Origin of the sequence: Kribbella sp. NBC_01484, from assembly GCF_036227145.1 — a bacterium.
Classification (GTDB): Bacteria; Actinomycetota; Actinomycetes; order Propionibacteriales; family Kribbellaceae; genus Kribbella.
The window spans coordinates 5,435,067-5,461,212 of the sequence record NZ_CP109437.1 but is presented as its reverse complement, the minus strand read 5'-3'; the positions used below and the strand labels follow the sequence as shown (position 1 = coordinate 5,461,212).

At 68.1% G+C, this 26,146-nt stretch carries 25 protein-coding genes; 5 read left to right on the top strand and 20 right to left on the bottom strand.

Going from position 1 to position 26,146, the window contains the following annotated elements; all coding sequences use genetic code 11:
* Window positions 1-71: 71 nt before the first annotated feature.
* The 8 genes from OG555_RS26935 to leuA form a co-directional block, all read right to left on the bottom strand.
* Window positions 72-1,529: a GNAT family N-acetyltransferase gene (locus OG555_RS26935; RefSeq protein WP_329475337.1), complete on the bottom strand. Its 1,458-nt coding sequence runs from the start codon at window positions 1,527-1,529 to the stop codon at window positions 72-74.
* Between the two features lie 46 nt (window positions 1,530-1,575).
* Window positions 1,576-3,417, bottom strand: coding sequence for an ABC transporter substrate-binding protein (locus OG555_RS26930; RefSeq protein ID WP_329475336.1), 1,842 nt, complete (start codon window positions 3,415-3,417; stop codon window positions 1,576-1,578).
* A 60-nt stretch (window positions 3,418-3,477) separates the two neighbouring features.
* Window positions 3,478-3,681: a hypothetical protein gene (locus tag OG555_RS26925; protein WP_329475335.1), complete on the bottom strand. Its 204-nt coding sequence runs from the start codon at window positions 3,679-3,681 to the stop codon at window positions 3,478-3,480.
* The gene (locus OG555_RS26920; protein WP_329475334.1) at window positions 3,681-4,754 is read right to left on the bottom strand and encodes an ABC transporter ATP-binding protein; all 1,074 of its coding nucleotides are present in this window, start codon (window positions 4,752-4,754) and stop codon (window positions 3,681-3,683) included. The genes OG555_RS26925 and OG555_RS26920 overlap by 1 nt, the downstream gene beginning before the upstream one ends.
* Window positions 4,751-5,836, bottom strand: a complete 1,086-nt coding sequence (locus OG555_RS26915; protein ID WP_329475333.1) for an ABC transporter ATP-binding protein — start codon at window positions 5,834-5,836, stop codon at window positions 4,751-4,753. Before OG555_RS26915 ends, OG555_RS26920 begins: the two co-directional genes overlap by 4 nt.
* Window positions 5,837-5,838: 2 nt before the next feature.
* Complete coding sequence (locus OG555_RS26910) at window positions 5,839-6,741, bottom strand: ABC transporter permease (protein ID WP_329475332.1); 903 nt, start codon at window positions 6,739-6,741, stop codon at window positions 5,839-5,841.
* A 13-nt stretch (window positions 6,742-6,754) separates the two neighbouring features.
* The gene (locus OG555_RS26905; RefSeq protein ID WP_329475331.1) at window positions 6,755-7,732 is read right to left on the bottom strand and encodes an ABC transporter permease; all 978 of its coding nucleotides are present in this window, start codon (window positions 7,730-7,732) and stop codon (window positions 6,755-6,757) included.
* Window positions 7,733-8,093: 361 nt separating this feature from the next.
* Window positions 8,094-9,767: a 2-isopropylmalate synthase gene (leuA, locus tag OG555_RS26900; RefSeq protein WP_329484876.1), complete on the bottom strand. Its 1,674-nt coding sequence runs from the start codon at window positions 9,765-9,767 to the stop codon at window positions 8,094-8,096.
* 373 nt (window positions 9,768-10,140) lie between these two features.
* On the opposite strand from leuA, the gene OG555_RS26895 reads away from it, so the two are divergent.
* The 3 genes from OG555_RS26895 to OG555_RS26885 all read left to right on the top strand — a co-directional run bounded on the left by OG555_RS26895 (window position 10,141) and on the right by OG555_RS26885 (window position 12,437).
* Window positions 10,141-10,890 carry a DMT family transporter gene (locus OG555_RS26895; protein WP_329475330.1) on the top strand — a complete coding sequence of 250 codons (750 nt, stop codon included), beginning with the start codon at window positions 10,141-10,143 and terminating at the stop codon, window positions 10,888-10,890.
* Window positions 10,891-10,949: 59 nt separating this feature from the next.
* Window positions 10,950-11,369 carry a PPOX class F420-dependent oxidoreductase gene (locus OG555_RS26890; RefSeq protein WP_329475329.1) on the top strand — a complete coding sequence of 140 codons (420 nt, stop codon included), beginning with the start codon at window positions 10,950-10,952 and terminating at the stop codon, window positions 11,367-11,369.
* 78 nt (window positions 11,370-11,447) lie between these two features.
* Entirely contained in the window at window positions 11,448-12,437 is a 990-nt protein-coding gene (locus OG555_RS26885) for a GNAT family N-acetyltransferase (protein ID WP_329475328.1), read from the top strand.
* Here the strand turns inward: OG555_RS26885 and OG555_RS26880 are convergent.
* The 7 genes from OG555_RS26880 to OG555_RS26850 all read right to left on the bottom strand — a co-directional run bounded on the left by OG555_RS26880 (window position 12,434) and on the right by OG555_RS26850 (window position 20,172).
* Window positions 12,434-15,169 carry an ATP-binding protein gene (locus OG555_RS26880; protein WP_329475327.1) on the bottom strand — a complete coding sequence of 912 codons (2,736 nt, stop codon included), beginning with the start codon at window positions 15,167-15,169 and terminating at the stop codon, window positions 12,434-12,436. The two genes, OG555_RS26885 and OG555_RS26880, sit on opposite strands and share 4 nt — an antisense overlap.
* Window positions 15,170-15,485: 316 nt before the next feature.
* On the bottom strand, window positions 15,486-16,151 hold the full coding sequence (locus OG555_RS26875; protein WP_329475326.1) for a GNAT family N-acetyltransferase: 666 nt from the start codon (window positions 16,149-16,151) through the stop codon (window positions 15,486-15,488).
* A gap of 19 nt (window positions 16,152-16,170) precedes the next feature.
* Window positions 16,171-17,100, bottom strand: a complete 930-nt coding sequence (gene era / locus OG555_RS26870) for a GTPase Era (protein WP_329475325.1) — start codon at window positions 17,098-17,100, stop codon at window positions 16,171-16,173.
* The gene (locus OG555_RS26865; RefSeq protein ID WP_329475324.1) at window positions 17,084-17,416 is read right to left on the bottom strand and encodes a cytidine deaminase; all 333 of its coding nucleotides are present in this window, start codon (window positions 17,414-17,416) and stop codon (window positions 17,084-17,086) included. The genes era and OG555_RS26865 overlap by 17 nt, the downstream gene beginning before the upstream one ends.
* Window positions 17,417-17,439: 23 nt before the next feature.
* Window positions 17,440-18,744 carry a hemolysin family protein gene (locus tag OG555_RS26860; protein WP_329475323.1) on the bottom strand — a complete coding sequence of 435 codons (1,305 nt, stop codon included), beginning with the start codon at window positions 18,742-18,744 and terminating at the stop codon, window positions 17,440-17,442.
* Window positions 18,745-18,774: 30 nt separating this feature from the next.
* Entirely contained in the window at window positions 18,775-19,248 is a 474-nt protein-coding gene (gene ybeY / locus OG555_RS26855) for an rRNA maturation RNase YbeY (protein ID WP_329475322.1), read from the bottom strand.
* Between the two features lie 9 nt (window positions 19,249-19,257).
* Window positions 19,258-20,172 (bottom strand): PhoH family protein, encoded by a 915-nt coding sequence (locus OG555_RS26850; protein WP_329484875.1) that lies wholly within the window; start codon window positions 20,170-20,172, stop codon window positions 19,258-19,260.
* 524 nt (window positions 20,173-20,696) lie between these two features.
* Here OG555_RS26850 and OG555_RS26845 point away from each other — a divergent pair.
* Together OG555_RS26845 and OG555_RS26840 are read left to right on the top strand one after the other, a co-directional pair.
* A complete protein-coding gene (locus tag OG555_RS26845; protein ID WP_329475321.1) occupies window positions 20,697-21,206 on the top strand; it encodes a SigE family RNA polymerase sigma factor in 510 nt (169 codons plus the stop codon).
* Window positions 21,207-21,282: 76 nt separating this feature from the next.
* A complete protein-coding gene (locus OG555_RS26840; protein WP_329475320.1) occupies window positions 21,283-22,437 on the top strand; it encodes a Gmad2 immunoglobulin-like domain-containing protein in 1,155 nt (384 codons plus the stop codon).
* Window positions 22,438-22,458: 21 nt separating this feature from the next.
* On the opposite strand, the gene OG555_RS26835 is transcribed toward OG555_RS26840, so the two are convergent.
* The 5 genes from OG555_RS26835 to OG555_RS26815 all read right to left on the bottom strand — a co-directional run bounded on the left by OG555_RS26835 (window position 22,459) and on the right by OG555_RS26815 (window position 26,077).
* Window positions 22,459-23,874 carry a sensor histidine kinase gene (locus OG555_RS26835; protein WP_329475319.1) on the bottom strand — a complete coding sequence of 472 codons (1,416 nt, stop codon included), beginning with the start codon at window positions 23,872-23,874 and terminating at the stop codon, window positions 22,459-22,461.
* Window positions 23,874-24,614 carry a response regulator transcription factor gene (locus tag OG555_RS26830; protein ID WP_329475318.1) on the bottom strand — a complete coding sequence of 247 codons (741 nt, stop codon included), beginning with the start codon at window positions 24,612-24,614 and terminating at the stop codon, window positions 23,874-23,876. The genes OG555_RS26835 and OG555_RS26830 overlap by 1 nt, the downstream gene beginning before the upstream one ends.
* Window positions 24,583-24,804 (bottom strand): hypothetical protein, encoded by a 222-nt coding sequence (locus tag OG555_RS26825; protein ID WP_329475317.1) that lies wholly within the window; start codon window positions 24,802-24,804, stop codon window positions 24,583-24,585. Before OG555_RS26825 ends, OG555_RS26830 begins: the two co-directional genes overlap by 32 nt.
* Entirely contained in the window at window positions 24,804-25,220 is a 417-nt protein-coding gene (locus tag OG555_RS26820) for a hypothetical protein (RefSeq protein WP_329475316.1), read from the bottom strand. The genes OG555_RS26825 and OG555_RS26820 overlap by 1 nt, the downstream gene beginning before the upstream one ends.
* Window positions 25,221-25,747: 527 nt before the next feature.
* Window positions 25,748-26,077: an ArsR/SmtB family transcription factor gene (locus OG555_RS26815; protein ID WP_329475315.1), complete on the bottom strand. Its 330-nt coding sequence runs from the start codon at window positions 26,075-26,077 to the stop codon at window positions 25,748-25,750.
* Window positions 26,078-26,146 lie beyond the last annotated feature (69 nt).

The window sequence follows — 26,146 nt, the reverse complement described above, 5'->3', positions numbered from 1 at the left end:
CGACGTTAAGTCGCCGGCCTGGCCCCGATCATCCTTCCTCACACACCTCCCACAACCTCCACACGCACTTCTCACAGACCCAGTCGGGTCGGCGTGGTCGGTGGGCCGCTCTCCAACAGAACCCGGACCAGCTCGGGGAGATCCCGAGGGGCGAAGCGGCCTTCGTGGGAGCGGAGTTCGTCGAGGGTCCACCAGCGGTGGCCGTACAGATTCTCTGCCTGGAGCTCGGCCTCGGTGAGCGTCCCACCGACGGTGAACGACTCGGTGCGGACCAGGAAGTAGTCGTTGATGACGCCGTCGTACCCGGGAGCGTGGCCCTCGGCAACGACCTCCTGGTGCCAGAGCTGCGGTGGGTCGTCGGGACAGTCCAGCCCGATCTCCTCGATGAGCTCGCGGCGCAGGCCCTCGACCGCCGACTCGCCGTCCTCGATGCCGCCGCCGGGAGTCGCCCAGAGCGGGCCGGAGTCGAACTCGAAGCGGACCAGCAGGATGCGGTCGTCGTGATCAACGACGACGCCACGGGCGGCCGGCCGCAGGCGCGGGTAGGTCAGCTCGAGCTCGCGGTGTTCCTCGACCGGACGGAAGCCGAAGCGGGCGTTGACCTTGCGCATCGGCGCGTTCGACAGCGCCGTCCACGTGTGCAGGAAGCGCTGCGTGGTCCGGTGCTTGTCCAGTTGTGCGAGATTGGCCAGCTTCAGATGTGTGCCCAGGTTGTGCCCGCGATGATCCCGCAGTACGAGCGTGTCGTCCTGCTGGGCATGCTCGGCGTCGGCGCGCGGCAGATACAGCAACGTGTAGCCGGCCGGCTCCCCGGACAGCGTGTGCGCCATCGTCACGAGCGCGAGATAGTTGCGGTCGATCCGCTGCTCACTCGCCTGCAATTTCTCGACGGTCCACGGCACAACCTCCCGCGTCATGCCACCCGTCGGTACGTCGTGATCCATCGCCGTGTGCAGGTCGGCGTACGCCTGCTGGTGCTCCGGGGGACACACGCCCGCCCACGACATGAGCTGGTAGCCATCCAGCGGACCCGCCTCGAGCAGCAACTCGTCCAGCCGGAGCGCGTCGTACGGCAGCGGTACGACGAGTTGTTCCTCGACATGCTCGACCGTGAAACCGAGCCGAGCGGCGAACTCTGCACCCGGCCACGGCTCCGACGGCACGCCGAGCCCGGTCTGGAAGATGGTCCGCCCGAGCTGTGCCGCCCGCGTCACCGCCCACTGCCACAGCGCCGTACCGATCCCCCGCCGCCGGTGCTGCGGGGGTACGTCGATCTCGACCTCGACCGTGTCGAGGTTGTCGGTCAACCGGTACTCGAACAGCATCGCGCCGAGCACGCGATCGTCCTCGAACGCACCGACCGCGAGGCGTTGCTTCAACGGCCCCGGATTGCGCAGGGAGTACCCGAGCGCCTCCTGGCCGACCACGAGCGCGGCCGTCCGGCCCGCGACCGCACCGGCACGGAGCGCGTCGTACCACTCGTCGAACAGGGCCAGGTCGGCCGGGTCGATCTCGCGAACGCTGATCACCCGGCCGACCCAACCAAACAATCGGGTCAGTCCGCCAGTGGATAACCTAAACCGGCGCGACCTTGCCCTGGTACATGTACATGATCACGAAGTTGTCCGCGTACGGCGCGTTCTTCAGGATCGGGTCGTCGTCCGCCGGGAACTTGGCGACTCGGACCCCTTCCAGCGCCGGGTTGTTACCGTAGCGCTCCCAGAGCGGCATGATCGGGAGCAGTTCGTTGAACGCCAGCGCCGCGGCGGTGACGTTCTTCTTCTGCTCGTCGACGTTCAGGCCCTGGGCGGACTTGTCGACGACGGCCTGCAGGTCGATCGGACCCGCGGACGTCGTCTGCTTGAGCGGGAAGTTCATTCCCTTGCCGCCGGAGTTCGCCGCGGTCACGTAGTTGAACGTGTAGAGGTCCTGGACGAACGAGAAGTACGGGTGCGGGTGCGACGACGCGCCCCAGCTCTGGATCGCCATGTCGAACTTGCCGGCCAGGACGTCCGGGTTCAGCTGGGTGAAGGTGATGCCCCGCTTGGTGATGTTGAACCCGAACTTGTTCAGCTGGTCGGCCGCGTTGGTGGCAGCCGGGTTCCAGTCGGCGAACTCGGTCGGGAACTTGATGTCGTACGCCGCAGGCTTGCCCGACGGCAGCTGCCACTTGTCGCCGGCCTTCTTCCAGCCCGCCGCCTGCAGCAGCTGGGTGGCCTTCGCCTCGTCCTTCTCGTAGGCCTGCAGCTTCTTCTGGTCGGCGTCGGAGATCCAGTCCGGTACGGCGATGTCGGAGAAACCGGCCATGAACTTGCAGGCCTTGCCGGAGTCGCCGAGCGCGACGGTGCCGTTCTCGTTGCGGTCGATGATGTAGGCGATCGCCTGCCGCACCCGGACGTCGCTGAACTCCGGGTGGGTGGTGAAGTTGTACACCAGGGCCGGACCCGAGTACACCGGCGGACGGAGGATCCGGAAGCCGGTGGACAGGAAGGTCTTCTCGCTGGCCACCGCGAAGCCGTGGGTGGCGTAGTCGACGTCCTTGTTCATTACCGTCGGGGTGATGTCCGAGGTCTCACCGTTGTACAGCAGGACCTTGCTGAAGCCGATCTTGTCGGCGAACAGGCCCTTGTCGTTCTTGACCAGGCTCATCTGGGAGTTGGTCATGGTCTTCGTGTCGTAGTTGAACGGGCCTGACACGACCGGGTTCTCCGGGCGGAACTTCTGGAAGTCGCCGTTCAGCGCCTTGCCTTCGGCGCTGTCCAGGCTGGTCTTGGCCTTGCGCATCGTCTCGGCCTTGGTGGCCCACTGACCGTAGACGGAGTCCGGCAGGATCGGCGCCCGGAGAATGTAGCGCTCGAGCACCGTCGACGGCGTGCCGATGGTGAACAGGACGGTGGTGTCGTCCTGCGCCTTGACGTCGGACAGGAACGTCCACGACTGCTGGCGCATCAGCCAGTGCAGGTTGAACGTGGAGACGACGTCCTTGGCGGTCACGGGTGAACCGTCACTCCAGGTCAGGCCGGACCGGAGCTTCATCGTGTAGGTGTTGGCCGCCTCGTCCAGCTTGCTGGACTCGGCCATCATGTATTCCCACTTCTTGTCCTGCCAGTAGTACAGACCGCCGCTGGGGTAGATCAGATCGAGATACGGGCTCTGCTGCTGGATGCCGTCGGTGACGCCGGCGGCCAGGTTGAAGTGACCCTTGGGTGGCAGCTGGTAGGGGTACGCGCCGTGGAACTCCTTGTTGCCACCCGACTTGCTGCTCTCCGCGGTCGGAGAGCTCGGTGAACACGCCTCCAGCGACCCGACGCCGGCGATGCCGACGCCGGCGATGCCGAACAGCTGGAGCACGTGCCGGCGAGAGACCGCGTTGGTCCGGTCGCTAGCGCCGGATTCGTTGGTGCCGGTGGGACTCATCCTTCGTCCTTTCCTGAACTGACCGCACGCCCGCGTGGTCAGGCACTACTACTGGTGTTACTAACCGTCCTCGCGTTTCTCCCGGCGCCTGGTCAGGACGACCCCGGCGACGACGATCAGGCCCAAGAGCAGGCCCAAACACAAGGTGAACAGGGTGATCACGAACTCCGGTGTCCCCGGCGTCAGCGTGAACAGCAGAACCACGCTGGCCAGGACCAGGAACGTCGCCCAGCCGAGAGCAACTCGGCCGATCTCGGGCGGCATCAGCCGGCCGGTTCATCCGGCCGGAGCTTCTCGACCGGCCGGAGCTCGTCGGCGCCGTCGCGGGCCACCACGTGGCACGCGGCCGACTGACCAGAACGTACTTCGACCAGACCGGGCACCTCGCCGTCACACAGGCCGCCCTCGAACCGGCCGCAGCGCGGATGGAATGCACACCCGGGTGGCAGGTGCGCCAGACTCGGGATCTCCAGGCTGCGCAGCGAGCCGGCGCCCTTGGTCTTGGTCAGGTCGGGATCAGGCTCCGGGATCGCGTCGATCAGCGCCTGGGTGTACGGATGCGTGGGCGCGTTGATGATCTGCCGGGTCGGCCCGAACTCGACGATCCGGCCCAGGTACATCACCGCGGTCTTGCCGTTCCAGCCGAAGTACTTCGCGATTGCCAGGTCGTGGGTGATGAAGAGGAACCCAACGCCGAGGTCGTCGCGCAGCCGGCCGAGCATCGCCAGCACGCTGATCCGGATCGAGACGTCGAGCATCGAGGTCGACTCGTCGGCGATGATGAGCTTCGGGTCCAGCGTCAGCGCCCGGGCGACCGACGCCCGCTGCCGCTGGCCGCCGGACAGCTGGTGCGGGTACTTCTGCAGGAAGTTCTCCGGTGGCGTCAGGTCGACCTTCTTCAGCAGCTCGGCCGCGTGCGCAGCCGCGGCCTTCGAGCCTTTGACCACCCCGTGCTTGAGCAGCGGCGCGGTCAGCGTCTGCTGGATGGTCCGGGTCGGGTTCAGCGAGGCGTACGGATCCTGGTGAACGTACTGGACGCTGCGCCGGAAGCGGCCGAACTCCTGCCGCTTCATCGACCAGATGTCGGTGCCGTCGAAGGCCACCTGCCCGTCGGTCGGCCGGGCCAGACCGGCCGCCATCCGGGCGGCCGTGGTCTTGCCGGAGCCGCTCTCGCCGACCAGGCAGAGCACCTCACCGGGATTCACGGACAGGTCGACGTGATCGACCGCGCGGATCGGGCCGGCCTTGGTGTCGAACACCTGACTGACCCCCGCGAGCGTCATCAGTGGCTTGCGCCCCTCAGCCGTCGCGTCCGGGGCCGTCTCCGTCGCGGTCATGCGGGCGTCTCCAAGTCGTCGCTTCGCACCCGTCGATCGAGGTGCACCTCACCGGAATGGATGCAGGCGACCTCGTGCGCGTCGCCCGACTGGTCGGTCACCGCAAGCAGCGGCGGGTCGGCCGCCTTGCACTCCTCCGTGGCGAACTTGCAGCGCGGGTGGAACGTGCAGCCCCGCGGCAACGCGGCCAGACTCGGCGGACCGCCCGGGATCGACTCGAGATCCGGCAGGTCGCCGACGATCGGCGGCACGGCGTTGATCAGGGCGAGCGTGTACGGATGCCGTGGCTGGTAGAACAGGTCCCGGACGCCACCGGTCTCGACGATGCGACCGGCGTACATGGTGGCGACCCGGTCGGCGAGCTCCGCGGCCAGCGACAGGTCGTGCGAGATGAAGATCATCGAGAAGCCGAGCCGCTCCCGGACCTCGTGCAGTACGTCGACGATCGAACGCTGCGTGAGGATGTCCAGGGCCGTGGTCGGCTCGTCCAGGATCAGGACCTCAGGCTCGAGCAGCAGGCTCATCGCGATCAGCACCCGCTGCCGCATGCCGCCGGACAGTTCGTGCGGGTAGCTGTCCATCACCCGGGCCGGCTCGAGCCGGACCAGTCGCAGCAGCTCCCCGGCCCGGTCCTCGATCTCCTGCCTGCTGGCCTTGGTGTGCGCCCGCATCGTGTCGTGCATGTGCCCGCGGATCTTCAGCAACGGGTTGAAGGCGTTCATCGCGCCCTGGAAGACCATCGCCGCGTCCCGCCAGCGGAACTGCCGCAGGTCGCGGCCGTCGAGACCGAGGATGTCGATCTCGGCGCCGTCGCCGCGGTTGAACGTCACTGTTCCGGAGGCGTGGCCGAGGCGGGGCAGCAACCGCAGCAGACCGAGCCCGAAGGTCGTCTTGCCACAGCCGCTCTCCCCCACCAGCGCGAGGCTTTCGCCGGGGTAGAGATCCAGGTCGATTCCCCGGACGGCGTGCACCGTGGCGCCGGCTCCGGTCCGGTACTCGACCTTGAAGTCGCGGATGGACAGCAGTGGCTTGCCCTGGCCGCCGCGCACCGCGCGGGTCGCTCCCGCTGTGCTGGTCACCATGCTCACCGGTCCCGGAGACGCGGGTTGAGGATTTCTTCGAGCGATCTCGTCATCATCACCAATCCGAGCAGCAGGAGGACGATCGCCACGATCGGGGCCAGGATGAACGCCAGGCTCGCGTCGTTGAAGATGGCGCCGGCGATCCAGGCGCGGTTGAGCATGATGCCCCAGTTCGATCCGGTCAACGGCGCCAGACCCAGCAGGTAGAGGCCGACCAGCGCGTAGATCGCGTTGGTGACGGCGATCATGAAGTTCATCAGGATGAAGCTGGCCATGTTCGGCAGGATCTCGACGAAGATCACCCGGGGCGTGCCGAGGTCGAGCAGCCGGGCCGCCTCGACGAACTCACGTTCCTTCAGTGAGAGCACCAGCGACCGCACCGCCCGAGTCAGCACCGGCCACGCCAGAGCGCCGACCAGCAGGGCGAGCAGGAGCGGCGAGTCGAGCTTGAACATCGCACCGAGCACCGCGAGCAGGACGATCGTCGGGATCGTGAGCGCGACGTCGGCGGCGGTGACCACCACCGAGTCGACCCACCCGCCGAGGTAGGCGGCCAGCGACCCGAGGACGATCGCGATGACTGTCGAGATCGCCGCGGCGAGGAATCCGATGAAGATGACGGCCCGGCCGCCGTCGATCATCTGGATCAGCACATCTTTGCCCTCGTTGTCGGTGCCGAGCAGGTGCCCGGGCGAACCTGCGGGCAGCATGATCGACTTCACGTCGGGCACCACGTCCGGGGTGAAGAACGGCCCGATCGCGGTGATCAGCACCAGCAGCGCCACGATCACGAAGCCGATGAAACCGGCCGGGCTGCGCCGCAGCCCCCGGAGGATGCTGGAGAATTTCCCGATGCTCGTCGTACCGATCGCGGTGTCGGTATCGCCGATCACTGTGTCAGTCATGTCGGACATCTCGTCACCCCTTCGACTTGCCGCCGACGCGGATCCGCGGATCCAGCCGGCTGTAGAGGATGTCGGCGACCAGGTTGGCCAGCACCACCGAGATGGTCAGGACGAGGAAGATCCCCTGCAGGACCGCGTAGTCGCGGCCGTTGAGCGCGGTGAAGAGGCTGTAGCCGATGCCCTGGTAGCCGAAGATCTTCTCGACGAAGATCGCGCCGCCGACGACGAATCCGAGCGACACCGCGAGCGCGCTGAACAACGGCAGTACCGCGTTGCGTCCGACGTACCCGGTGCGGATGCGCCCGTCGGTCAGGCCGCGGGCCCGGGCAACGGTCACGTAGTCCTCGCCCAGGGTCTCCACCGTCGACGACTTCATCACCAGCGCCCAGGACCCGACCGTGGTCAGTGTGTAGGCGAGGATCGGCAGCGTCGCGTGGTACAGCGCATCGTTCAGGAAGCTCAGGCTGAACGACGGCTCCACGCCGGGCGAGAACGAGCCGCGGGCCTTGGTCAGGTCGAACAGCTGCAGCTTCACGCCGAGGAAGACCACGATCAGGATCGCGAGGATGTAGTTTGGGATCGCGTGCAGCAGCGCCCCGACCGAGGTCAGCAGGTGGTCGATCCAGCTCTCCCGGCGGTAGGCCATCACCATCCCGGAGATGATGCCGATGATGAAGGCGAGGGTCGTGGCGATGCCGACGGAGAACAGCGTCCAGGGCAGGTAGGTCTTGATGACCTCGGCCACCGTGGTGCCGGGTGACAGCAGCGAGTTCCCGAAGTCACCGTGCAGCATGTTGAGCATGTACTGGAGGTACTGCTGGATCAGCGGCTGGTCCGGATCGAGCGAGAACAGGCTCTGCGCCTGCGCGGCGGCGTCGGCGTAGGAGACACCGGTCTGCGCGATCTGGGTCGAGATGAAGGTGTCGACCGGGTTCCCCGGCAGCAGCCGGACCAGGAAGAACGTCATCGTCGTGACCAGAAAGATGGTCAAGATCGCCTTCGCGAATCTTCGGACCAGCCAGGCACTTGTGAAGCGTCGAACGACTGTCGGTCTCGGTTGTTCGGCCGGACCTTCGATCAGTTTCGACGCGGGTGTCTCGACCGCACCGCTCACTGCTCACCTCCACGCGACTGCCAGGGAAAGTCGGTGGCGCAGACCCCTCAGACCACAAGACTTAGTAATGCTGTCTTGCAAGGATCTGCGCATAGTGACGACAGTGTGCGCAACCCCAGTCATCGAGTCAACGTCTTGAGGCAACGTTGAGACAACGTTGCGAACCGTGACGCAACGGTATCGGGGAGTGCTGGAATCGCACGCCTCCGACACGGGGAGACGGGCGATACCTGATTGCTCAGCGAGTGGCGCGGTTGATGGCGGACACGACCGCCTTGAGCGAGGCGGTCAGGATGTTGGCGTCCCGCCCGACGCCCCAGAAGACCTCGTCGCCGACCTCGCACTCGACGTACGCCGCGGCCAGCGCGTCACCGCCCGCGGACAGCGCGTGCTCGTGATAGTCCAGTACGCGGATGTCGTACTTGAGCGGCTTGATAGCGTCGACGAAAGCCGAGACCGGGCCGTTGCCTTCGCCAACCAACTCGTGTGGGACCCCATTGGAATAGACCTGAACGCGCAGCTGATCGCCTTGGCCCTCGCCGGATGTCGAGTTGACCGTGAGCAGTGACAGCTTGCCAGGGGCCAGGTACTCGGCCGCGAAGATGTCCCACATCTGCTGCGGGCCGACCTCGCCGCCCTCGGAGTCGGTGTGCTGCTGGATCACCCGGCTGAACTCGATCTGCAGCCGGCGCGGCAGGTCGAGCCGGTGCTCGGACTTCATGATGTACGCGACGCCGCCCTTGCCGGACTGCGAGTTGACCCGGATGACCGCCTCGTACGACCGGCCGACGTCCTTCGGGTCGATCGGCAGGTACGGCGCCTCCCAGGCGATCTCGCCGACCGGCCTGCCCTCGGCCGCCGCCTGCTTGTCCAGCGCCTCCAGGCCCTTCTTGATCGCGTCCTGGTGCGATCCGGAGAATGCGGTGTAGACCAGGTCACCGGCGTACGGCTGCCGCTCGGGAACGCGCATCTGCGTGCAGTACTCGACCGTGCGGCGGATCTCGTCGATGTCCGAGAAGTCGATCTGCGGGTCGATGCCCTGGCTGAACAGGTTCATCCCCAGCGTGACCAGGTCCACGTTGCCCGTCCGCTCACCGTGGCCGAACAGGCAGCCCTCGACCCGGTCCGCGCCGGCCATCAGGGCCAGCTCGGTGGCGGCCACCGCCGTCCCGCGGTCGTTGTGCGGGTGCAGGCTGATCGTGCTGTGCTCGCGCCGGGTCAGGTTGCGGCCGAACCACTCGATCTGGTCGGCGTACACGTTCGGGGTGGACATCTCGACGGTGGCCGGCAGGTTCAGGATGATCTCCCGGCCCTCGGCGGGCTGCCAGACGTCGGAGACCGCCTCGCACACCTCCAGCGCGAACTCCAGCTCGGTGCCGGTGAAGATCTCCGGGCTGTACTGGTAGCCGAACTCGCAGTCGCCCAGGATCTCGTCGGCGTACTTCATCACAGTCTCGGTGCCGCGGACCGCGATGGTGCGGCACTCCGCCTTGTCCACGGCGAAGACGACCCGGCGGAACAGCGGCGCGGTCGCGTTATAGAGGTGGATGGTGGCCTTCGGCGAGCCCTGCAGTGACTGCACGGTCCGCTCGATCAGCTCGTCGCGGGCCTGGGTCAGCACCGAGATCGTCACGTCGTCGGGGATGACGTCGTCCTCGATCAGGCTGCGGACGAAGTCGAAGTCGTACTGGCTGGCGCTCGGGAAGCCGACCTCGATCTCCTTGTAGCCCATCGACACCAGCAGGTCGAACATCCGCCGCTTCCGGGCCGGCGACATCGGCTCGACCAGCGCCTGGTTACCGTCGCGGAGGTCGGTGGACAGCCAGCGCGGGGTCCGGTCGACGGTTTTGGTGGGCCAGGTGCGGTCCGGCAGGTCGATCGGCGGGAACGCGCGGTAGCGCTGGATCGGCATGCCGGAGGACTGCTGGACAGGCTTGGGCTGGTTCTTGGGTGCCACGGGGGTTCTCCTCGGGAGGGTGTACTGCGGGTGTCGTGAGGGACGACCGGCGTACGACGAGACTCCGCGGCGAGGGAACCGGCCTGGTCAGGCCTCGCCGCGGCAGCGAAGGAGGAGAAGCTGGTGCCGCATGATGCCAGGGAGTCTATGCACAACCCGGTTACCCCGTCGAACCCGGGGTCTCGATCGCCGAGACACAGAGGGTGATGGGCGCGCCGCGGAATGGTTGGTAGACAACGTCTAGACCGATCCTGTAGACACTGTCTACGTGATCGCCCTGGGCCTTCTGACGGCATCCGCGTGCTGCCATGCCGCGTGGAATCTACTCATGAAGACGTCCCGTGCGGGAGGTCCGGCGTTCGTGTGGCTGTGCGGTCTGGTGACCCTGCCGGTATCGCTCGTACTGCTGGTCCACTCGGCGACCCGCGGCGCTCTCACGGGGACCTGGTGGGCCGGACTGGTGAGCATGGTCCTGCACACCGCGTACGCCGTCACACTGCAGAAGGCCTATGCCGCTGGGGAGTTCTCGACGGTTTATCCGGTCAGTCGGGGGACGGCTCCGGTACTGGTGACCGTGGCGGCGATTCCGTGGCTGGGCGGATCCGGTCCGTGGGTGTTCGTCGGTGCCGCGCTGGTGCTGGGCGGCGTACTGCTCATGGACGGGGTGCACTCGCGCCGGTTGGGGCGCGGGATTGCCCTGGGCCTGGCCGTGGCGAGCTGTACTGCTGCTTACACCCTGTGGGACGGCTTCTCCGTCACGTCGCTCGGCGTCGGCGTCCTGACGTATCTCGCCGTGGCGAATGTGGCTCAGGTTGTCGTGTTGTCGGCACTGGTCCGGAAGCTGGACTGCACTCAGTGGCGGCGCGCGGTGCCGATCGCTGTCCTGACGCCGGCGAGCTATGGCCTTGTTTTGCTGGCGTTGTCGGTCGCATCGGTCGACACGGTGGCGATCGGCCGCACGCTGAACGTCGTACTCGGCGCCTTGCTCGGTGCGGTCGTGCTGCACGAGCGGCTCACTCCAACCCGCATCGCCGGCCTCACCACGATCATCGCCGGCGTCTTGCTTGTCAGCACCTGAAGACGTTGTTCCTGGTCTGAGGTTGCCTTCAAGGGGGCTTGAATATTTAGGCTTCAATCATGACTGATTCCCTCAGCGACCGGATCGGCAGCCACGGACTCGGCGTCCTGGTCACGATCAAGCGGGACGGACGACCCCAACTGTCGAACGTCACCTATGTTTACGACGGCACCCGGATCCGGGTCTCACTCACCGACGACCGGGCCAAGACGAAGAACTTGCGCCGCGATCCGCGAGCCAGCCTGTACGTCGGTGACCCGCGCGGCCGCTCGTACGTCGTACTGGAAGGGAAGGCCGAGCTCAGCCCGGTCGCCGCCGACCCGCACGACGCGGTCGTCGAGGATCTTGTGGATTACTACCGGACCGCTTCGGGTGAGCACCCGGACTGGGACGAGTACCGCGCGGTCATGGTGCAGGACAAACGGCTGATGTTCTCGATGACCGTTGACCACGCGTATGGAATGCCTATGCCGAGCTGACCTACGCGGCGGCCGTGGAACTTCTCGACGGCGAATAAACCACTCGCGATAACCGCCCGGCTGATGGACGCTGAGGGCGTGGAGATCACGAGACTGTCACCCGACGACGAGGCCGGGTGCACGGAAGCCGTAGCCCTGCTGACCGTAGCGGCGAAGCTGGACTGCCCGGAGTGGTTGCTGCCGACACCGCGCAGCTACGCCGCCCATTTGAAGTACGGCTGGGACGGCGACCCCGGCCAGGCCTACCTGGCCCGCGACGACGACGGCGTGACCGTCGGACTCCTCGGCCTGCACACCCCGACGTACGACAACACCCATCTCGCGTGGCTCGAGGTCCAGGTGCATCCGGATCACCGGGGGCACGGGATCGGCTCGGAGCTGGTCGCGTACGGCGAGCGGTTGGCCCGCGAACTGGGCCGGACCTCCGTCGGCACGGACAACTGGGACCTGCCGAAGGCGAACGCGTTCTCGCTGCGGCACGGGTTCGAGCAGAAGGCGATCGAGGTCAACCGGCGGCAGGACATCGCCGGCCTCGACTGGTCCGTCGTACAGCGCCTGTACGACGAGGCGGTGCAGGCATCGACGGCGTACGAGCTGCTGCGGGTGATCGGGCCGGTGCCCGAGGAACTGCTGGGCGGCATGGTCGCACTGACCGAGTCGATCAACGATGCGCCGAAGGACGACCTGGACATCGAGGACGACGTGTTCACGCCGGAGCGGCTGCGCGCGTACGAAGCTGCTCAGATCGCCCACGACCGGACCGTGTATCGCGTGATCGCGCGGGAGCGTTCGACCGGCGAGCTGGCCGGGCACTCGGTCGTCGCGGTCGAGCAGGAACGACCGAACATCGCCGAGCAGCACGACACCGCCGTCGACCGCAAGCACCGCGGCCACCGCCTCGGCGCCCTGGTCAAGTGCGACATGCTCCTGTGGCTGCGCGAGCAGGAGACCGCCGTCACCCAGCTCGACACCTGGAACGCCGAGTCCAACGCCCACATGATCGCCATCAACGAACAGCTCAACTACCACATCGTCGCCCGAGCCATCGCCTACCAGAAGCCGCTCTAGTTGTCGTCGTCCCCGTCGAGGGCGTCCCGGAGGGCAGCTCGGGTAGTGATGCCCAACTTCGGGAAGATCCGGTAGAGGTGTCCGCCGATCGTGCGCGGCGACAGGTAGAGCTGTGTCGCGATCTCCTTGTTCGTCAGCCCGGAGGCGGCGAGCCGGGCGATCTGGAGCTCTTGGGCAGTCAGCGCGGGGAGGCTCGGCGCCGCCAGGGTCGGTGCGAGACCAGCGGCGCGTAGTTCACGCTCGGCCCGTTGGGTCCAGGGATCGGCGCCGAGCGTCCGGAACGCGGCCAGGGCTGTCTGCAACTGGACCTTGGCCTCGGTCAGCGCCCGGGCGCGCCGCAGCTGCTCGCCGTACACGAGACGAACGCGCGCGACATCGAACGGCCACTGCTCGGCCGCGGGCAGGCTGAGCGCGTCCTCGAAGAGTGCGCTCGCCTCCTCCTCCCCTGCCACCATGGCCGCGGATCCCGCCACGAGGATCGCCAGTCTGGGAGAAAGCTTGCTGATCTGAGCCTCTCGCAGCGCGTGGACGTGGCGTTCCGCTTCGATTCGCCTGCCGGTGTGTACGGCGGCCTCGACGAGGTCCATCGCGATCCACAGCGCGTGCGGAACGTGGGACGCCAGGGTGCCGGCCGGGCTCACCGCGGCCGCGTTTCGGTATGCGCTCTCGAAGTCGCCGGCGCCGAGATCGGCCAGCACCAGGGCGTGGTGCGCGTAAACACGTGCGGTACCCACGCCTCTGGGTCCGGCCCAGCCGATCATCTCGTGGGCGAGCGCCCGGCTGGTCTCGAACCTGCCCTGGACCGCGGCGAGCAGCGCCTGGTGATAACGGAAGTACCAGCCGAAGAAACGGCCGGTCCGCTCCTCGGTCACCGACAGTCCTTCGGCCGCAAGCTCGGCGGCCTCGTCCCACTGGCCGCGGTGGAAGTCGTCGACGCAGAGGTCCATCAGGGCCACCAGGTGCCGTCGGGCCGGGCCACCTTCGCGACCGTTCCGGACGGCCCGCCACAAGGCCTCGCGAACCTCCACGAGACGATCGGCGTACATCGCCGCACCGGCGAGGTCGTCCACGATGTTCGGATCGCTCTCGTGGTGCACGGACCGCAGCGCGGCGCGGAGACGAGGCAGCGCGGCCACTCCGGTGCGTGCCGGGTCGGCGAACATGTCCAGCGTGAGCGAGAGCAGCGGTGACGGTCCGCCCGAGAGTCTCGCGATCGCGGCGTACAGCTGCTCCCACAACTCCCGCCGGCCACTCACGAAGCACACGAGTGCGAGTGTCCAGAGCGCCCGGACGACCTCCGGGTCGTCGGCGTTCTGCTGCTGCGGACTGCTGTCGAGGGCACTCACCAGGAGCCGGTGCGCGGTGTCGACCTGTCCGTCCCCGTTCAGCATCACGAAGGCGGCGGCGGACGCGTAGTACAAGGATGTGCTCGCTTGACCGCCGGCGAGCCGGCTGCCTTCGAGCAGTTCCGCCGTACTCGTCATCTCGCCCGTGCTCTCTGCGCCGATGTACGCCGCCGCGGCCAGCCGGCGACCGCGCTCCGCGGGGTCAGGGCTGAGATCGGCGGCGCGCGTGAGCAGGCTCACCACCGACTGGTAGTCGCCTCGCGGGAGCAGGCGCAGCGCCGCGTCTTCCAGGACGCCGGCAACCTGCTCGTCGGCCCCGGTCGTCGCCTCGCCGAGGTGCCACGCCCTGCGGTCGGGCCGATCGACGAGCGCCGCGGCCAGCGCGCGATGGGCCTGGCGGCGCTCCGCTGCGGTCGTGGCGTCGACGACCGCGGATCGGATCAGCGGGTGGCGAAACACGACTCGGCGCGAACTCACCTGCACCAGTTGGTCCTGCTCGGCCGGTGCCAGGTCGTCGATCTTGTACACACCGGCGCCGGCCGCCTCGAGGACTCCGAGCTCCCCGGTGCCCTCCAATGCGGCCGTGAGCAGGAAGGTTCTGGTCGTGCCGGGCAGCTTCGCCACGCGCGACGTGAAGTACCTCTGCAAATGCCGGCCAAGAGGCAGCACCGGGGGCAGTGGCTCCGCTCCGGTGCGCTGAGTCTGGCTCAGCGCCCGCGGAAGTTCGAGCAACGCCAGCGGGTTGCCTTGCGCGGTCTGGAGCAGCCGGGTCCGGACGGCCGCGTCGAGGTCGGGGAACCGGTCGGACAGGAGGCGGCCGGCCGCTTCGTCGTCCAAGGGCTCCAGCCCGAACTCCGGCAGCCCGGTCCGGTCGAAGTACCCCCGGTCCTCGCCGCTGCGGGCAGCCACCAGCAGTCCGGCTCGGCTGCCGGCGAGCCTTCTCGCGACGAAACTCAGAACCCCTGCGCTGGCCGGGTCGATCCAGGGCACGTCGTCGACGATCAGCACCAGGGGCGCGCGGGCTGCCGCCCGCCGGAGCAGAACAGCGGCGGCGTTGGATACCAGCAGTCTGTCCGGGGGTGGTCCGTCACCGAACCCGAGCGCCACCTGCAGCGCGTCGCGCTGGGCCGTACCGAGCTGCTCGACGTCGTCCAGCAGTGGGTACAGCGCCTGGTTCAGAGCGGCGTAGCTGATCTGCTCCTCGAGCTCGGTGCCCGTCGTCCGCAAGACATCTCCCCCGGACGCCCTGGTGTAGTCGGCCGCGGCGTCCAGCAGCGTGGTCTTGCCCACCCCGGCGTCGCCGGACACCAGCAGCACCCCTCCGGTGACGGCGACTTCGCGCACGAACGTCTGCAGGTACTCGATCTCCCGCAACCGTCCGATCATCACGCCCTCCATGCTGTCGAAGGCCACTCGATGCCCCGGGATCGAGTCGGATGACTAATCCGCGAACCGCGGGCCGGCCCACACAGTGATCGTGACCCCGCAACCACCCTGCCGAGAAGGGACCGACCATGCCGCGCTGGTCGACGCCGGGACCTGCCCAGTCGTGCCCGCCAAGTGGATCGGCGCCAGCAGGTTCGTACCTAAGAACAGGTGGTAGTTGCCTCATCCCGCCGGGCTCCCGCCTGAAGACACCATCAAGTCCTCGCGCGAGCCGACTACTACCTGTTCTTAGGTACGCCAGCGGCGCGGATGTCGGTCATGCGGGCTCGACGATGGTTACCTTCATTTGGTTGGTGAGGGTGAAGCCGAGGGATTCGTAGAGGCGGATGGCGGGGGTGTTGGTGCCGCCGGTGTGGAGGAAGGGCTGGCGGCCGGTTGAGGTGATGTGGGCTGCCACGGCTCGGATCAGCCGGCTGCCGAGACCTTGGCCTCGGTACGACGGGTGGGTGCAGACGGCGCTGATCTCGGTGTGGTCGGGGAGGGCGAAGCGGGTGCCGGCCATGGCGATCAGCTCGTCGTTGCGACGGATGCCGACGTAGGTGCCGAGTTCGATGGTGCGGGAGCGGAAGGGGCCGGGGTCGGTCAGGGCGACCAAGGCGAGCATTTCGGGTACGTCGTCGGGACCGAGGGCGACCGTCTCGGGGTCCTCGGCGGCCAGCGACTCGGGTGCGACGAACTGGACGAGGTCGAACTGGCGGTCCAGCTTGAAGGTCTCCGGCAGCGGGAAGTCGGGGCGCATCAGGGCCGCGGTGGTGCCGGGGCCGAGGAGCGTCGCGGCGTCCGCCCAGTCCTGGTCGGTCGGGTTGTCGGGCAGGCCGAGGAACGGCGCGACCGCGGTCGGGTAGCGCCGGGCGTCGCCGCGGGTTTCGGCGAAGGTGGCGTGCGGGCCGGTCAGAGCGGCGTACACGGGGTTGGTCAGCACCGAGGATCTCTCCAAGTCGTCAGAAGCCGAGCTTGCGGAGATGCTTGGCGTCTGTCTGCCAGTTCTTCGCGATCTTGACGTGCAGGTCGAGGTAGACCGGCGTACCCAGCAACGCCTCGATCTGGCGGCGGGCGGACGCGCCGACCTCGCGCAGGCGGGCGCCCTTGTGGCCGATCACGATGCCCTTCTGGCTGTCCCGCTCGAGGTAGATGTTCGCGTACACGTCGAGCAGCGGCTTGTCCTCGGGCCGGTCCTCGCGCAGGCCCATCTCTTCGATGGTGACCGCGATCGAGTGCGGCAACTCGTCCCGGACGCCTTCGAGCGCGGCCTCGCGGATGAGCTCCGCGACCAGCGTCTCCTCGGGCTCGTCGGTGATGTCGCCGTCCGGGTAGAGCGGGAAGCCCTCCGGCAGCAGCTTGATGAGCTCGTCGGTGACGACGTCGACCTGATAGCCCGACGTGGCGGAGACCGGGATGATCGAGGCCCACTCGATCCCGGCCGACTCCCCCAGCGTGGCGATCTCGGCCAGGTGCTCGAGCATCCGGTCCGGCTCGACCAGGTCCGCTTTGGTGGCCAGCGCGACCTTCGGGGTCTTCGCGACCTTCGCCGCCTCGGTGACCAGGAACCGGTCGCCGGGGCCGATCTTGTCGCTGGCCGGCAGGCAGACCGCGATCACGTCGACCTCGGCCCACGTGGTCTTCACCAGGTCGTTCAGCCGCTCACCCAGCAGGGTCCGCGGTTTGTGCAGGCCAGGCGTGTCGACCAGGATCAGCTGCGCGTCCGGCCGGTGCACGATCCCCCGTACGGCGTGCCGCGTGGTCTGCGGCTTCGACGACGTGATGACGATCTTCTGGCCGACCAACGCGTTGGTCAGTGTGGACTTGCCGGCGTTGGGTCGTCCGACGAAGCAGGCGAAACCTGACTTGAAGGGCTCAGGTGTGGACGACATCGCGGACCTCTCCGGTGCCTTGGGCAAGTACTACGGGAATGGCGGCACCAGCGAAGTGGCGGACGACGCCGACGTCGACGGACTCCGAGTCGGTGACCACCGCGGCGGCCTCCAGGCCTTTCACGCCGGACGCCAGCGCCATCGCGACCGCCAGCTGCAGGGCGGTCAGGTCGACGGTGTCGAGTGCCACCGTGCAGGCGGCGTACGTCCGTCCGTCGGAGTCGCGGACAGCGGCTCCTTCAGCGGCCCGGGTACGTGCCCGGGCGGCGCGGGCGAGCGTCACGAGTTTGGCGTCCTCGGCCGAGAGGTCTGACAAGAAAACTCCAAAAGCAGAAGTGGTTACGCGTGCTGGTGGTTCTGGTCCTGCGGGGTGGCGGCGGACTGCCCCCGCCGTACCAGCACAGTACCGACCTGGTTGCGCCGGCCGGACGGCCGCTCCGCCGTCAGCGACAGGCCCGCGATCTCCACCTCGGCGCCGGGGATCGGCACCTTGCCGAGCAGCTTTGCCATCAGGCCGCCGACGGTGTCGACGTCGTCGTCGTCCAGCGGTACGCCGAACAGCTCACCGAGCTCGTCGATCGGGAGCCGGCTGGACACCCGGTACGCGCCGTCGGACAGCTCCTGGACCGAGTCCGGGTCCTCGTCGTACTCGTCGGTGATCTCGCCGACGATCTCCTCCAGGATGTCCTCGATCGCCACGAGTCCCGCCGTACCGCCGTACTCGTCGACGACGATCGCGAGGTGCATCCGGGCCGCCTGCATCTCCCGCAGCAGCTCGTCGACCGGCTTGGAGTCCGGCACGTACATGCACGGCCGCATCACCGACTCGACCCGCTCGGTCGACTCGGCCGAGGAGTTGTCGTAAACCCGGCGCATGACGTCCTTGAGGTAGGCGACGCCGAGGATGTCGTCGAGGGACTCGCCGATCACCGGGATCCGTGAGTACCCGGACCGCAGCGCCAGCGACGTGAGCTGGCGGAGCTTCTTGTGCCGCTCGATGTAGACCATGTCGGTGCGCGGCACCATCACCTCGCGGACGATCGTGTCGCCGAGCTCGAACACCGAGTGGATCATCTGCCGCTCGCCGGACTCGATGACCGCGGACTTCTCGGCGTAGTCGACCAGCGCGCGCAGCTCGGCCTCGGTCGCGAACGGGCCCTCGGCGAACCCCTTGCCCGGGGTGAGCGCGTTGCCGATCATGATCAGCACCTTGGGCAGCGGGCCGAGCACCTTGGTCAGCGCCATCACCGGACCGGCCGAGACGATCGCGAACCGGTCCGAGTGCTGCCGGCCCAGCGTCCGCGGCGCGACGCCGATGATCACGTACGAGACCAGCACCATCACCACTGCGGTGATCAGGATGTGTACCCAGGTGAGTTCGAAGACTCCGGACAGGGCCTGCGTGACGAGCACGATCGCGGTGATCTCGCAGCTCAGGCGGAGCAGCAGCAGGGAGTTCAGGTACCGGGGCGCGTCCGAGAGCAGGTCGCGGAGCCGGACCGCGCGCAGGTTGCCCAGCTCGACCTGCTCGTTCGCCCGGACCTTGGAGTACGACGACAGTGCGGCCTCGGCGCCGGCGAACAGACCGGCGAGCAGGACGAGCACCGCGGCCACAACCAGCAGAACGAGGTCGTGGGAGCTCAACAGAACGTCACTCCTGTCCTGAGGGAACCATCAGGCATCCACTAGTCGGTTTCCAGGGGCTCGCCATGCTTCCAGAAGGCGGCCCTGGACGTCCCACATCTCCGCCTTCTCGGCGGGTTCCGCATGGTCGTAGCCGAGCAGGTGCAGGATGCCGTGCACGGTCAGGAGCTCCAGCTCGGCCCACGTGCCGTGGCCGGCCTTCGCCCCTTGCGCGGCCGCGACGGTCGGGCAGAGCGCGATGTCACCGAGATGCCCGAGCGGCGGGTCGGCGTCGTCCTCGGCACCGGGCCGCAGCTCGTCCATCGGCCACGACATCACGTCGGTCGGACCCGGCAGGTCCAGGAACTCGACGTGATATCGCGCCATCGTGTCCTCGTCGACCAGCTTGATCGACAGCTCACATTCGGGGTGCAGGCGCAGCGACGACATCACGAATCGGCTGAGCCGCATCAGTCCGTGTGCGTCGATCTCCACGCCGGACTCGTTGTTGACCTCGACGTTCATCGGTTCGGCTCAGCGCTGCCCTTCGAAGTTCTCGTACGCCGAGACGATCCGGCCGACCAACTTGTGCCGGACCACGTCGTGCGAGGTCAGCCGGCAGAAGGTCAGGTCCTGGACACCCTCGAGGATGTCCTGCACGACGCGCAGTCCGGAGTTGGTGCCGCTCGGCAGGTCGACCTGGGTGACGTCGCCGGTGACGACCATCTTGGAGCCGAAACCGAGCCGGGTGAGGAACATCTTCATCTGCTCCGGCGAGGTGTTCTGCGCCTCGTCCAGGATGATGTAGGCGTCGTTCAGGGTCCGGCCGCGCATGTAGGCCAGCGGCGCGATCTCGATCGTGCCCGCCGTCATCAGCCGCGGGATCGACTCCGGGTCGAGCATGTCGTGCAGAGCGTCGTACAGCGGGCGCAGGTACGGGTCGATCTTCTCCGACAGGGTGCCGGGCAGGAACCCGAGCCGCTCGCCGGCCTCGACGGCCGGCCGGGTCAGGATGATCCGGGTGACCTCCTTGGCCTGCAGCGCCTGGACCGCCTTGGCGACGGCCAGGTACGTCTTGCCTGTACCGGCCGGGCCGATGCCGAACGTGATCGTGTTCTTGTCGATCGCGTCGACGTACCGCTTCTGGTTCAGCGTCTTGGGCCGGATCGTGCGGCCGCGGCTGGACAGGATGTTCTGGGTCAGGACATCGGCCGGGCTCTCGGCCGTGGCGGACTTGATCATCGCGATGCTGCGCTCGACCGAGTCGGCGGTCAGCCCGTGCCCGGTGCGGATGACCGCGATCAGCTCGTCGATCAGCCGCTCGGCCAGGGCCAGCTCGGCCGGCTCGCCGTTCAGCGTGATCTCGTTGCCGCGGACCATGATGTCGGCGGCGAACTCCTTCTCGACGATGCGGAGGAACTCGTCCCGGGCTCCGAGCAGGGCCACCATGTCGATGCTGTTCGGCACGACGATCTTGTGCGACGCCTGCGTGCTGGTGGCGGTGTTCGATCGGGACAGCTCATCGCGTCCGCGACCGTTCGCGCGCGCCTCCGGTTCGATACTGCGTGGCCTGGACAGCCTGTTCCCTCCTGATGCCGGTGAAGTAATCACCCCATGCTAGCCGCCCCCACCGACAGCCTCACTTGTAATTCACCCAGACACGCTCAGTGACCACAGTCCGCCGCGGTCATGGGGCCTCCCGCCCTGGACTGAGGAGCGTAGGGAGCCCGGTCATGGGGCCCCGGTCTGGACTGAGGAACGCAGGGAGCGAAGCGACCGGAGAGACGAGGGAAGACCGGGAGCCAGGCCCCATGACCTGCCGCGCCGGAGGCGTGGCATCCAATGCAGCGACCGGAGCGACGAGGGAAGGGCGGGAGCCAACGCCCCATGACCGCCAACAACACTGTCAACCTGGAAGGTGATTGCCGCGTCTTCGTGTCGTGGCTCAACCGGCCGTGGTGTACGAAGAGTGCGTGACACATGAGTCCTCGTGGGATGCCGACGAGGCGCTGACGGCTGTCTATACCGCGCACTACACGTCGCTGGTTCGCCTCGGCGCCTTGCTGCTGCGCGACACCGGCGCGGCGGAGGAGATCGTGCAGGACGCGTTCGTCGCGATGCACGGCCGCTGGCACCGGCTGCGCGACCCCCACAAGGCGCTCGCGTACCTTCGCACCGCGGTCGTCAACCGCTGCCGCTCCCGCCAGCGACACCTGGTGGTCGTCGACAAGCACACCCCGCGCACGCTCCCCGACGAGCCGAGCGCGGAGCAGGCAGTACTGCGAACCGCCGAGACCGACCGGGTCATCGAGGCGATGCGCACCCTGCCGGAGAAGCAGCGGACCGTGATGGTGCTCCGCTACTACGGTGAGCTCTCGGAGGCCGAGATCGCCGACACGATGGGCATCAGCCGGGGATCCGTGAAGAGCCATGCCGCGCGGGCGACCAAGTCGCTCCGCCAGGTCCTGGAGCAGAGCGTATGAACGAGCGGAGCGAGTTCATCATCAAACACAGGACGACTTGTGCCTCAGCCGCGCCCGGAGCGAAGCGAGGACGCGGATGAACGACCATCCGAACGAGCCGTTCGACGAACTGATGCGGCGGGCCCTCTCCGAGGAGGCGGACCGGATCGAACCGGCCGACGCCCTGCCGGAGATCCGCGCCCGCGCGCACGCCCAACGCCGGCCCGCGGCCCGGCGGCCCTGGCTCCTGACCGTCGGCGCGGCGGCGGTCGGCACCGCCGCGGCGATCGGCGCCTTCGCCGTTTTCAACGGCAACCAGAACTCCGCGAACGACGGCGACGAGGTAGCCGGCCCTGGCACGACCACGACCGCCACCGGAGTCCCGTCCGCAAAGTCCCCGGCCACCACGTCCGCGCCATCCGCCCTGCCGACCGCCGCCACCCTCGCACCGAGCACAAGCGCCGCGCCGACCGTCGTCCCCACAGAGCGCGGCGAGCCGGAGCAGGCCGTCAAGAGCGCGCTCGTACCGGTCTACTGGCTCGGCAACAGGACCGGGACCCAGGCCGGTGCCGACCCGACGCCGACCGTGAAGGCAAAAGCCGTCAAGCTGTACCGCACCTGGGCGAAGGTCAGCGGCCGGCCGGCCGAGCAGGCGGTCCGGATCATGACGTCGAAAGGGCCGTCCGACCCCGACTACTACACGGTCTGGCGCGGCGCCGAGGTCAACGCCGTCACCCGCACGGATGGCGTCGTGACGGTCGATTTCAAGGAGCTCCCGGCGGCCTCGCTCGACCCTGACGTCGCGGACGTGGCCGCGCAGCAACTGATCTACACCGTCCAAGGCGCCCTCCACACCAGCACCGAGCCGGTCCAGATCACCCGCCAGGGCCGCGCCGGCGCCAAGCTCTTCGGCCAGATCGACACCAGTACGCCGCTAGGCCGCGCCCAAGCCGCTGACGTCCAGGCGCTCGTATGGATCGACTCCCCGGCTGACGGCGAGATCACCGCAAACCCTGTCACCATCCAAGGCACCGCAAACGCCTTCGAGGCAACCGTCAACTACCAGGTCACCAACCTGAAGACCCGCAAGACGTCGAAGAGCGTCGTCAACACCAAGGAAGGCCAGAAATTCTCGCCCTTCCTCATCGAACTGAAGCTCACCCCCGGCCCCTACCAGATCGACGCCTACCTCATCTCCGACGCCGACGGCACCATCAGCGACTCCGACTCCAAGTCGATCATCGTCAGGTAGTTGGTTGGTGGAGGTCGTCGATCATCGTGAGGTAGTCGGGAGCTGGATGGTGAAGGCTGCGCCGCCTTCGGGGGCGGGGGCGGCGGTCAGGGTGCCGCCGAGTCTGGTGATGAGGCCGTGGGCCAGGGCCAGGCCGATGCCGGAGCCTACCGGGCGGCGGCCGCGATACTTCTGGTTGAGTACGCCGCGTTCGAAGGCGACCGCGTAGTCCTCGGGGGCCAGTCCGGGGCCTCCGTCGCGGACTTGGATCGCCACGACACCTGGACCGAGCTGGGTGAGTGACATGGTGAGGTGGGCGCCGGGCAGGGTGACGCGGAGTGCGTTCTCGGCCAGGCCGTCGAGGACCTGGCGGATTCGGCGGGGGTCGGTCGTGGCCACGGCTGGCATGGGCGGCAGGTCGAGGCGGAAGTGCACACCTTGGCGCTCGCAGCGCACCCGCCAGACCTCGGCGCACGCGCTGAGTGTTTCGCGCAGATCCACCTGCGCGAGATCGAGCTGGAACTGGTCGGCCCCGATCCGGGCCAGGTCGAGCAGGTCGCTCACCAGCCGCTCGAGCCTTTGCGACTCCTGCTGGATGACCTGCCCGGCGTGCCGCGGATCCGTCGCCACTCCATCGGCAAGCGACTCGGCGAACCCATGGACGGCGGTCAGCGGTGTCCTGAGCTCATGCGAGACCGAGAGCAAGAACTCCCGCTGCCGCTCCTCACTGTGCTGCAAGGCAATCGAGAGCTCATTGACCGCCTGCGCCACTTCAGCCACCTCAGCCGGTCCCTCAACCGGTGCACGCAGATCCCGTCGCCCCTGACGCATGGCCGCCGCGACATCCGCCGTACGACGTAGTGGCCGGCCGAGCAGTCGGCCGAGGAGGGCACCAGCGAGCGCCGCCACCAGTAGACCGGCGCCGAGCGCGAACAGGATGTTGCGGATCAGGATCCGCTGGGTATCCGCCGCCAGCCGCACAGGCTCCACCAGCGCGAAGCCGGAACTCTCGCCGATGCCGCGCGCTTCGACCAGATAGTCCGTGCCGTCGACGCTCACCGTGGCCGAGATCCGTTGCGTTCTCCCGATGTCGTTCAGCCCTGCCATGGTCGCGGCTTGGATGGACCGCTGGTCCGTCGGCTGGATCCGGCTCCGGGGCAGCAGAATCACCACGACGATCCCCTGCCCGCGCACCACTTGGGCGACCCGCCCGAGGCCCACCGTTCGCGACCCGGCACCCCGCTCGTCCACCTGACTGGCGATCACATCAGCTTGCGCGGCCAGCGAGTCCTGCAACACGTTCTGAGCCGACCGCCGGGCCAGCCCCGCCATCACCACGCCCGCGACCAGCACGGCGATCCCGGCCACCGCGACGCAAGCGACCACGATCCGGGTCGCCAGTGATCCCCGCCCGACCTCGTCTCCTGCTGAGCGGAGATCGGGTGGCACGGACGCCATCAGTCGAGATCCGCGGCGTACCCGACGCCGCGGACGGTGCGGATGGGACTGGACGATCCGAGCTTGGCCCGGAGCTGAGCGATGTGTACGTCGACTGTCCGTGTCCCGGCCGACGCCTGGTAACCCCACACCGAGCTCAGCAACTCATCCCGCTCGAACACCCGTCCTGGCCGCCGGAACAACTGCGCGAGCAGATCGAACTCGGTCGAGGTCAGACTCACCTCGGCGTCACCGGCCCACGCCCGCCGCCGACTCACATCCACCCGCACCGCCCCCACCGACAGCACGTCTCCCGCAGGCAACGTGCCGGCCGATCGCCGCAGTACGGTCCGCACCCGCGCGGCCAGTTCGCGCGGACTGAACGGCTTGGTGACGTAGTCGTCGGCGCCGAGCTCGAGGCCGAGCAGCCGGTCGACCTCGTCGTCGCGCGCGGTGACGAACAGGACCGGAGTCCAGTCCCCTGCCGCGCGCATCGTCCGGCAGATGTCCGTGCCGTCGCGTCCCGGCAGCCCGATGTCGAGGATCACCGCGACGGGATGGAGCCGCCGCCAGGCGGCCAGCGCGCCCTCGCCGTCGGACTCGACCTGTACGCCGAACCCGTCACGCCGCAGGTACAGCGCGATCACCTCGGCGATCGCCACCTCGTCCTCCACGACCAGGACCAGCCCGCGAGCGGCTGCGGTCATCATCTGCTCCTGGAGTGCCTGCTCAGGGTGAGCCGTCTGCTGCCAGCTCGCCATCGATCGCGTCCAGGGTAGACCCGATCCCCGCCAGCTCCTGCTCCGGCGACCCCACCTGCTGAGTGGCCGCCGGAGCAGAAGCGGGCTGTCCGGTTCCCTGCCGACCGGACTGCTCGGCGGAGTTCCCACACGACGACAGTCCGATCACCATCGCCGCAGTACCCGCGAGCACGACCAGGACCTTGCGCATCACTTCGCGACCTGGCAGTGCTGGGACTTGAAGGTCTCGAGCTTCGTCTTCATCGTGCCGAGCTGGGTGAGCCGCTCGGACCGGCGATCGGCCCGCTTCTGGAGCTGGGCGGCGATCTTCTCGTGCCCCTTGGCCTTCTGCTTCTCGGCGCGCGCCTTCAGCCACGCGACCGAGCCCTTCACGTCCGCGCCGCCGCTGATCCGCTTCGCCAGCTTGTCGCGGCGCTCGATCAGCTTCGGCAGCTTCTCGGCACACAGCCGCTGCGACTCCTCCGGGCTGAGCGTGACCTGCTTGTACGTCGGAGTCGGCGTCGGACTCGGATCGGCCGACGCAACCGTCGTACCTCCGACCAGACCGCCCACCAGTAGGACGGCCGACGTACCCACCGCCACCGTGCCGCGCACAGACCTGCGCATCTCTGCACTCCTCGTTCTCGGTCAACCTGACCAGAACGACTCTCCCCGAACCCCGTTCGAGGACCATCGGCGCGATGTTCGGACTCTGTAAGGATCACGGCATGGCTGCCCGTCCACCCGGGTCGGCGCACGGGCTTCGGCGACGGGAACCTTCTCGATGGGTGGGTACAGCTCGTCGTGGGCTGGGACAAGGAATAACGGCTCCCGGCTCACCACCTCTCGTCCGAGGCCCCAGCAGTTGGTTAGCGGCTGGCGCAAAGACGATCCCCGCCATCCGTTCACAGCTCCGATCCACCCGGGCCGAGGACGGCGCGGCGGGGCAGTGGATGGAGCGGACACGCTCCCGGCATGGGGCGGTTCGGATCCGCGGAGCGGATCTGTGCCACTCACCAAGCAGGCATCACCCGGACCGGTCACGCTCAGACCTGCGCTCGTGATGACGCGGCGGCGGGGTTGGTGAGTGTCTCAGGTCCGCACCGCACGCCCGCAGGTCCCGGCCGCTATCAACCGGCTGGCGCGAGCAACTCCTAGTCCGCGCGGTCGATGGTCGCGGCGAGGAGGCCCGGGAAGGCCTGGTCGAATTCCGGGCGGCGGAGGCGATTGAGGCGGCGGGCGCCCTCGTCGCGTTGCTCGATCAGGCCGGCGGCGCGCAGTACGGCGAAGTGGTGGCTGCGGGTCCCCTTCGTCACGGGCAGGTCGAAGGTGCCGCAGGCACGGGTCCAGTCGTCGTGCCCGGCCAAGTCACGAAGGATCGACCGGCGGACCGGGTCGGCGAGCGCGTCGAGCGCCGCCTGCAACGGCACCCCGGCCGGGTCGGCGTGGCTGAGCGCGCGCGTTCGAGCGGATTCCACAGCCATAAGTGCTCGATCCTCGTCGCACAGGGAGGTTCGGTTGGTGTCTAGCAGTCTAGGTCGTCTCTGGCCTGC

Bases quoted from the DNA above. Each gene is read 5' to 3' on its own strand.
- OG555_RS26930 (WP_329475336.1), bottom strand. From the start codon at position 3,417: ATGAGTCCCACCGGCACCAACGAATCCGGCGCTAGCGACCGGACCAAC.
- OG555_RS26925 (WP_329475335.1), bottom strand. From the start codon at position 3,681: ATGCCGCCCGAGATCGGCCGAGTTGCTCTCGGCTGGGCGACGTTCCTG.
- OG555_RS26920 (WP_329475334.1), bottom strand. From the start codon at position 4,754: ATGACCGCGACGGAGACGGCCCCGGACGCGACGGCTGAGGGGCGCAAG.
- OG555_RS26915 (WP_329475333.1), bottom strand. From the start codon at position 5,836: ATGGTGACCAGCACAGCGGGAGCGACCCGCGCGGTGCGCGGCGGCCAG.
- OG555_RS26910 (WP_329475332.1), bottom strand. From the start codon at position 6,741: ATGACTGACACAGTGATCGGCGATACCGACACCGCGATCGGTACGACG.
- leuA (WP_329484876.1), bottom strand. From the start codon at position 9,767: ATGCCGATCCAGCGCTACCGCGCGTTCCCGCCGATCGACCTGCCGGAC.
- OG555_RS26895 (WP_329475330.1), top strand. From the start codon at position 10,141: ATGAAGACGTCCCGTGCGGGAGGTCCGGCGTTCGTGTGGCTGTGCGGT.
- OG555_RS26890 (WP_329475329.1), top strand. From the start codon at position 10,950: ATGACTGATTCCCTCAGCGACCGGATCGGCAGCCACGGACTCGGCGTC.
- OG555_RS26880 (WP_329475327.1), bottom strand. From the start codon at position 15,169: ATGATCGGACGGTTGCGGGAGATCGAGTACCTGCAGACGTTCGTGCGC.
- era (WP_329475325.1), bottom strand. From the start codon at position 17,100: ATGTCGTCCACACCTGAGCCCTTCAAGTCAGGTTTCGCCTGCTTCGTC.
- ybeY (WP_329475322.1), bottom strand. From the start codon at position 19,248: ATGAACGTCGAGGTCAACAACGAGTCCGGCGTGGAGATCGACGCACAC.
- OG555_RS26850 (WP_329484875.1), bottom strand. From the start codon at position 20,172: ATGGTGGCCCTGCTCGGAGCCCGGGACGAGTTCCTCCGCATCGTCGAG.
- OG555_RS26840 (WP_329475320.1), top strand. From the start codon at position 21,283: ATGAACGACCATCCGAACGAGCCGTTCGACGAACTGATGCGGCGGGCC.
- OG555_RS26835 (WP_329475319.1), bottom strand. From the start codon at position 23,874: ATGGCGTCCGTGCCACCCGATCTCCGCTCAGCAGGAGACGAGGTCGGG.
- OG555_RS26830 (WP_329475318.1), bottom strand. From the start codon at position 24,614: ATGGCGAGCTGGCAGCAGACGGCTCACCCTGAGCAGGCACTCCAGGAG.
- OG555_RS26825 (WP_329475317.1), bottom strand. From the start codon at position 24,804: ATGCGCAAGGTCCTGGTCGTGCTCGCGGGTACTGCGGCGATGGTGATC.
- OG555_RS26820 (WP_329475316.1), bottom strand. From the start codon at position 25,220: ATGCGCAGGTCTGTGCGCGGCACGGTGGCGGTGGGTACGTCGGCCGTC.
- OG555_RS26815 (WP_329475315.1), bottom strand. From the start codon at position 26,077: ATGGCTGTGGAATCCGCTCGAACGCGCGCGCTCAGCCACGCCGACCCG.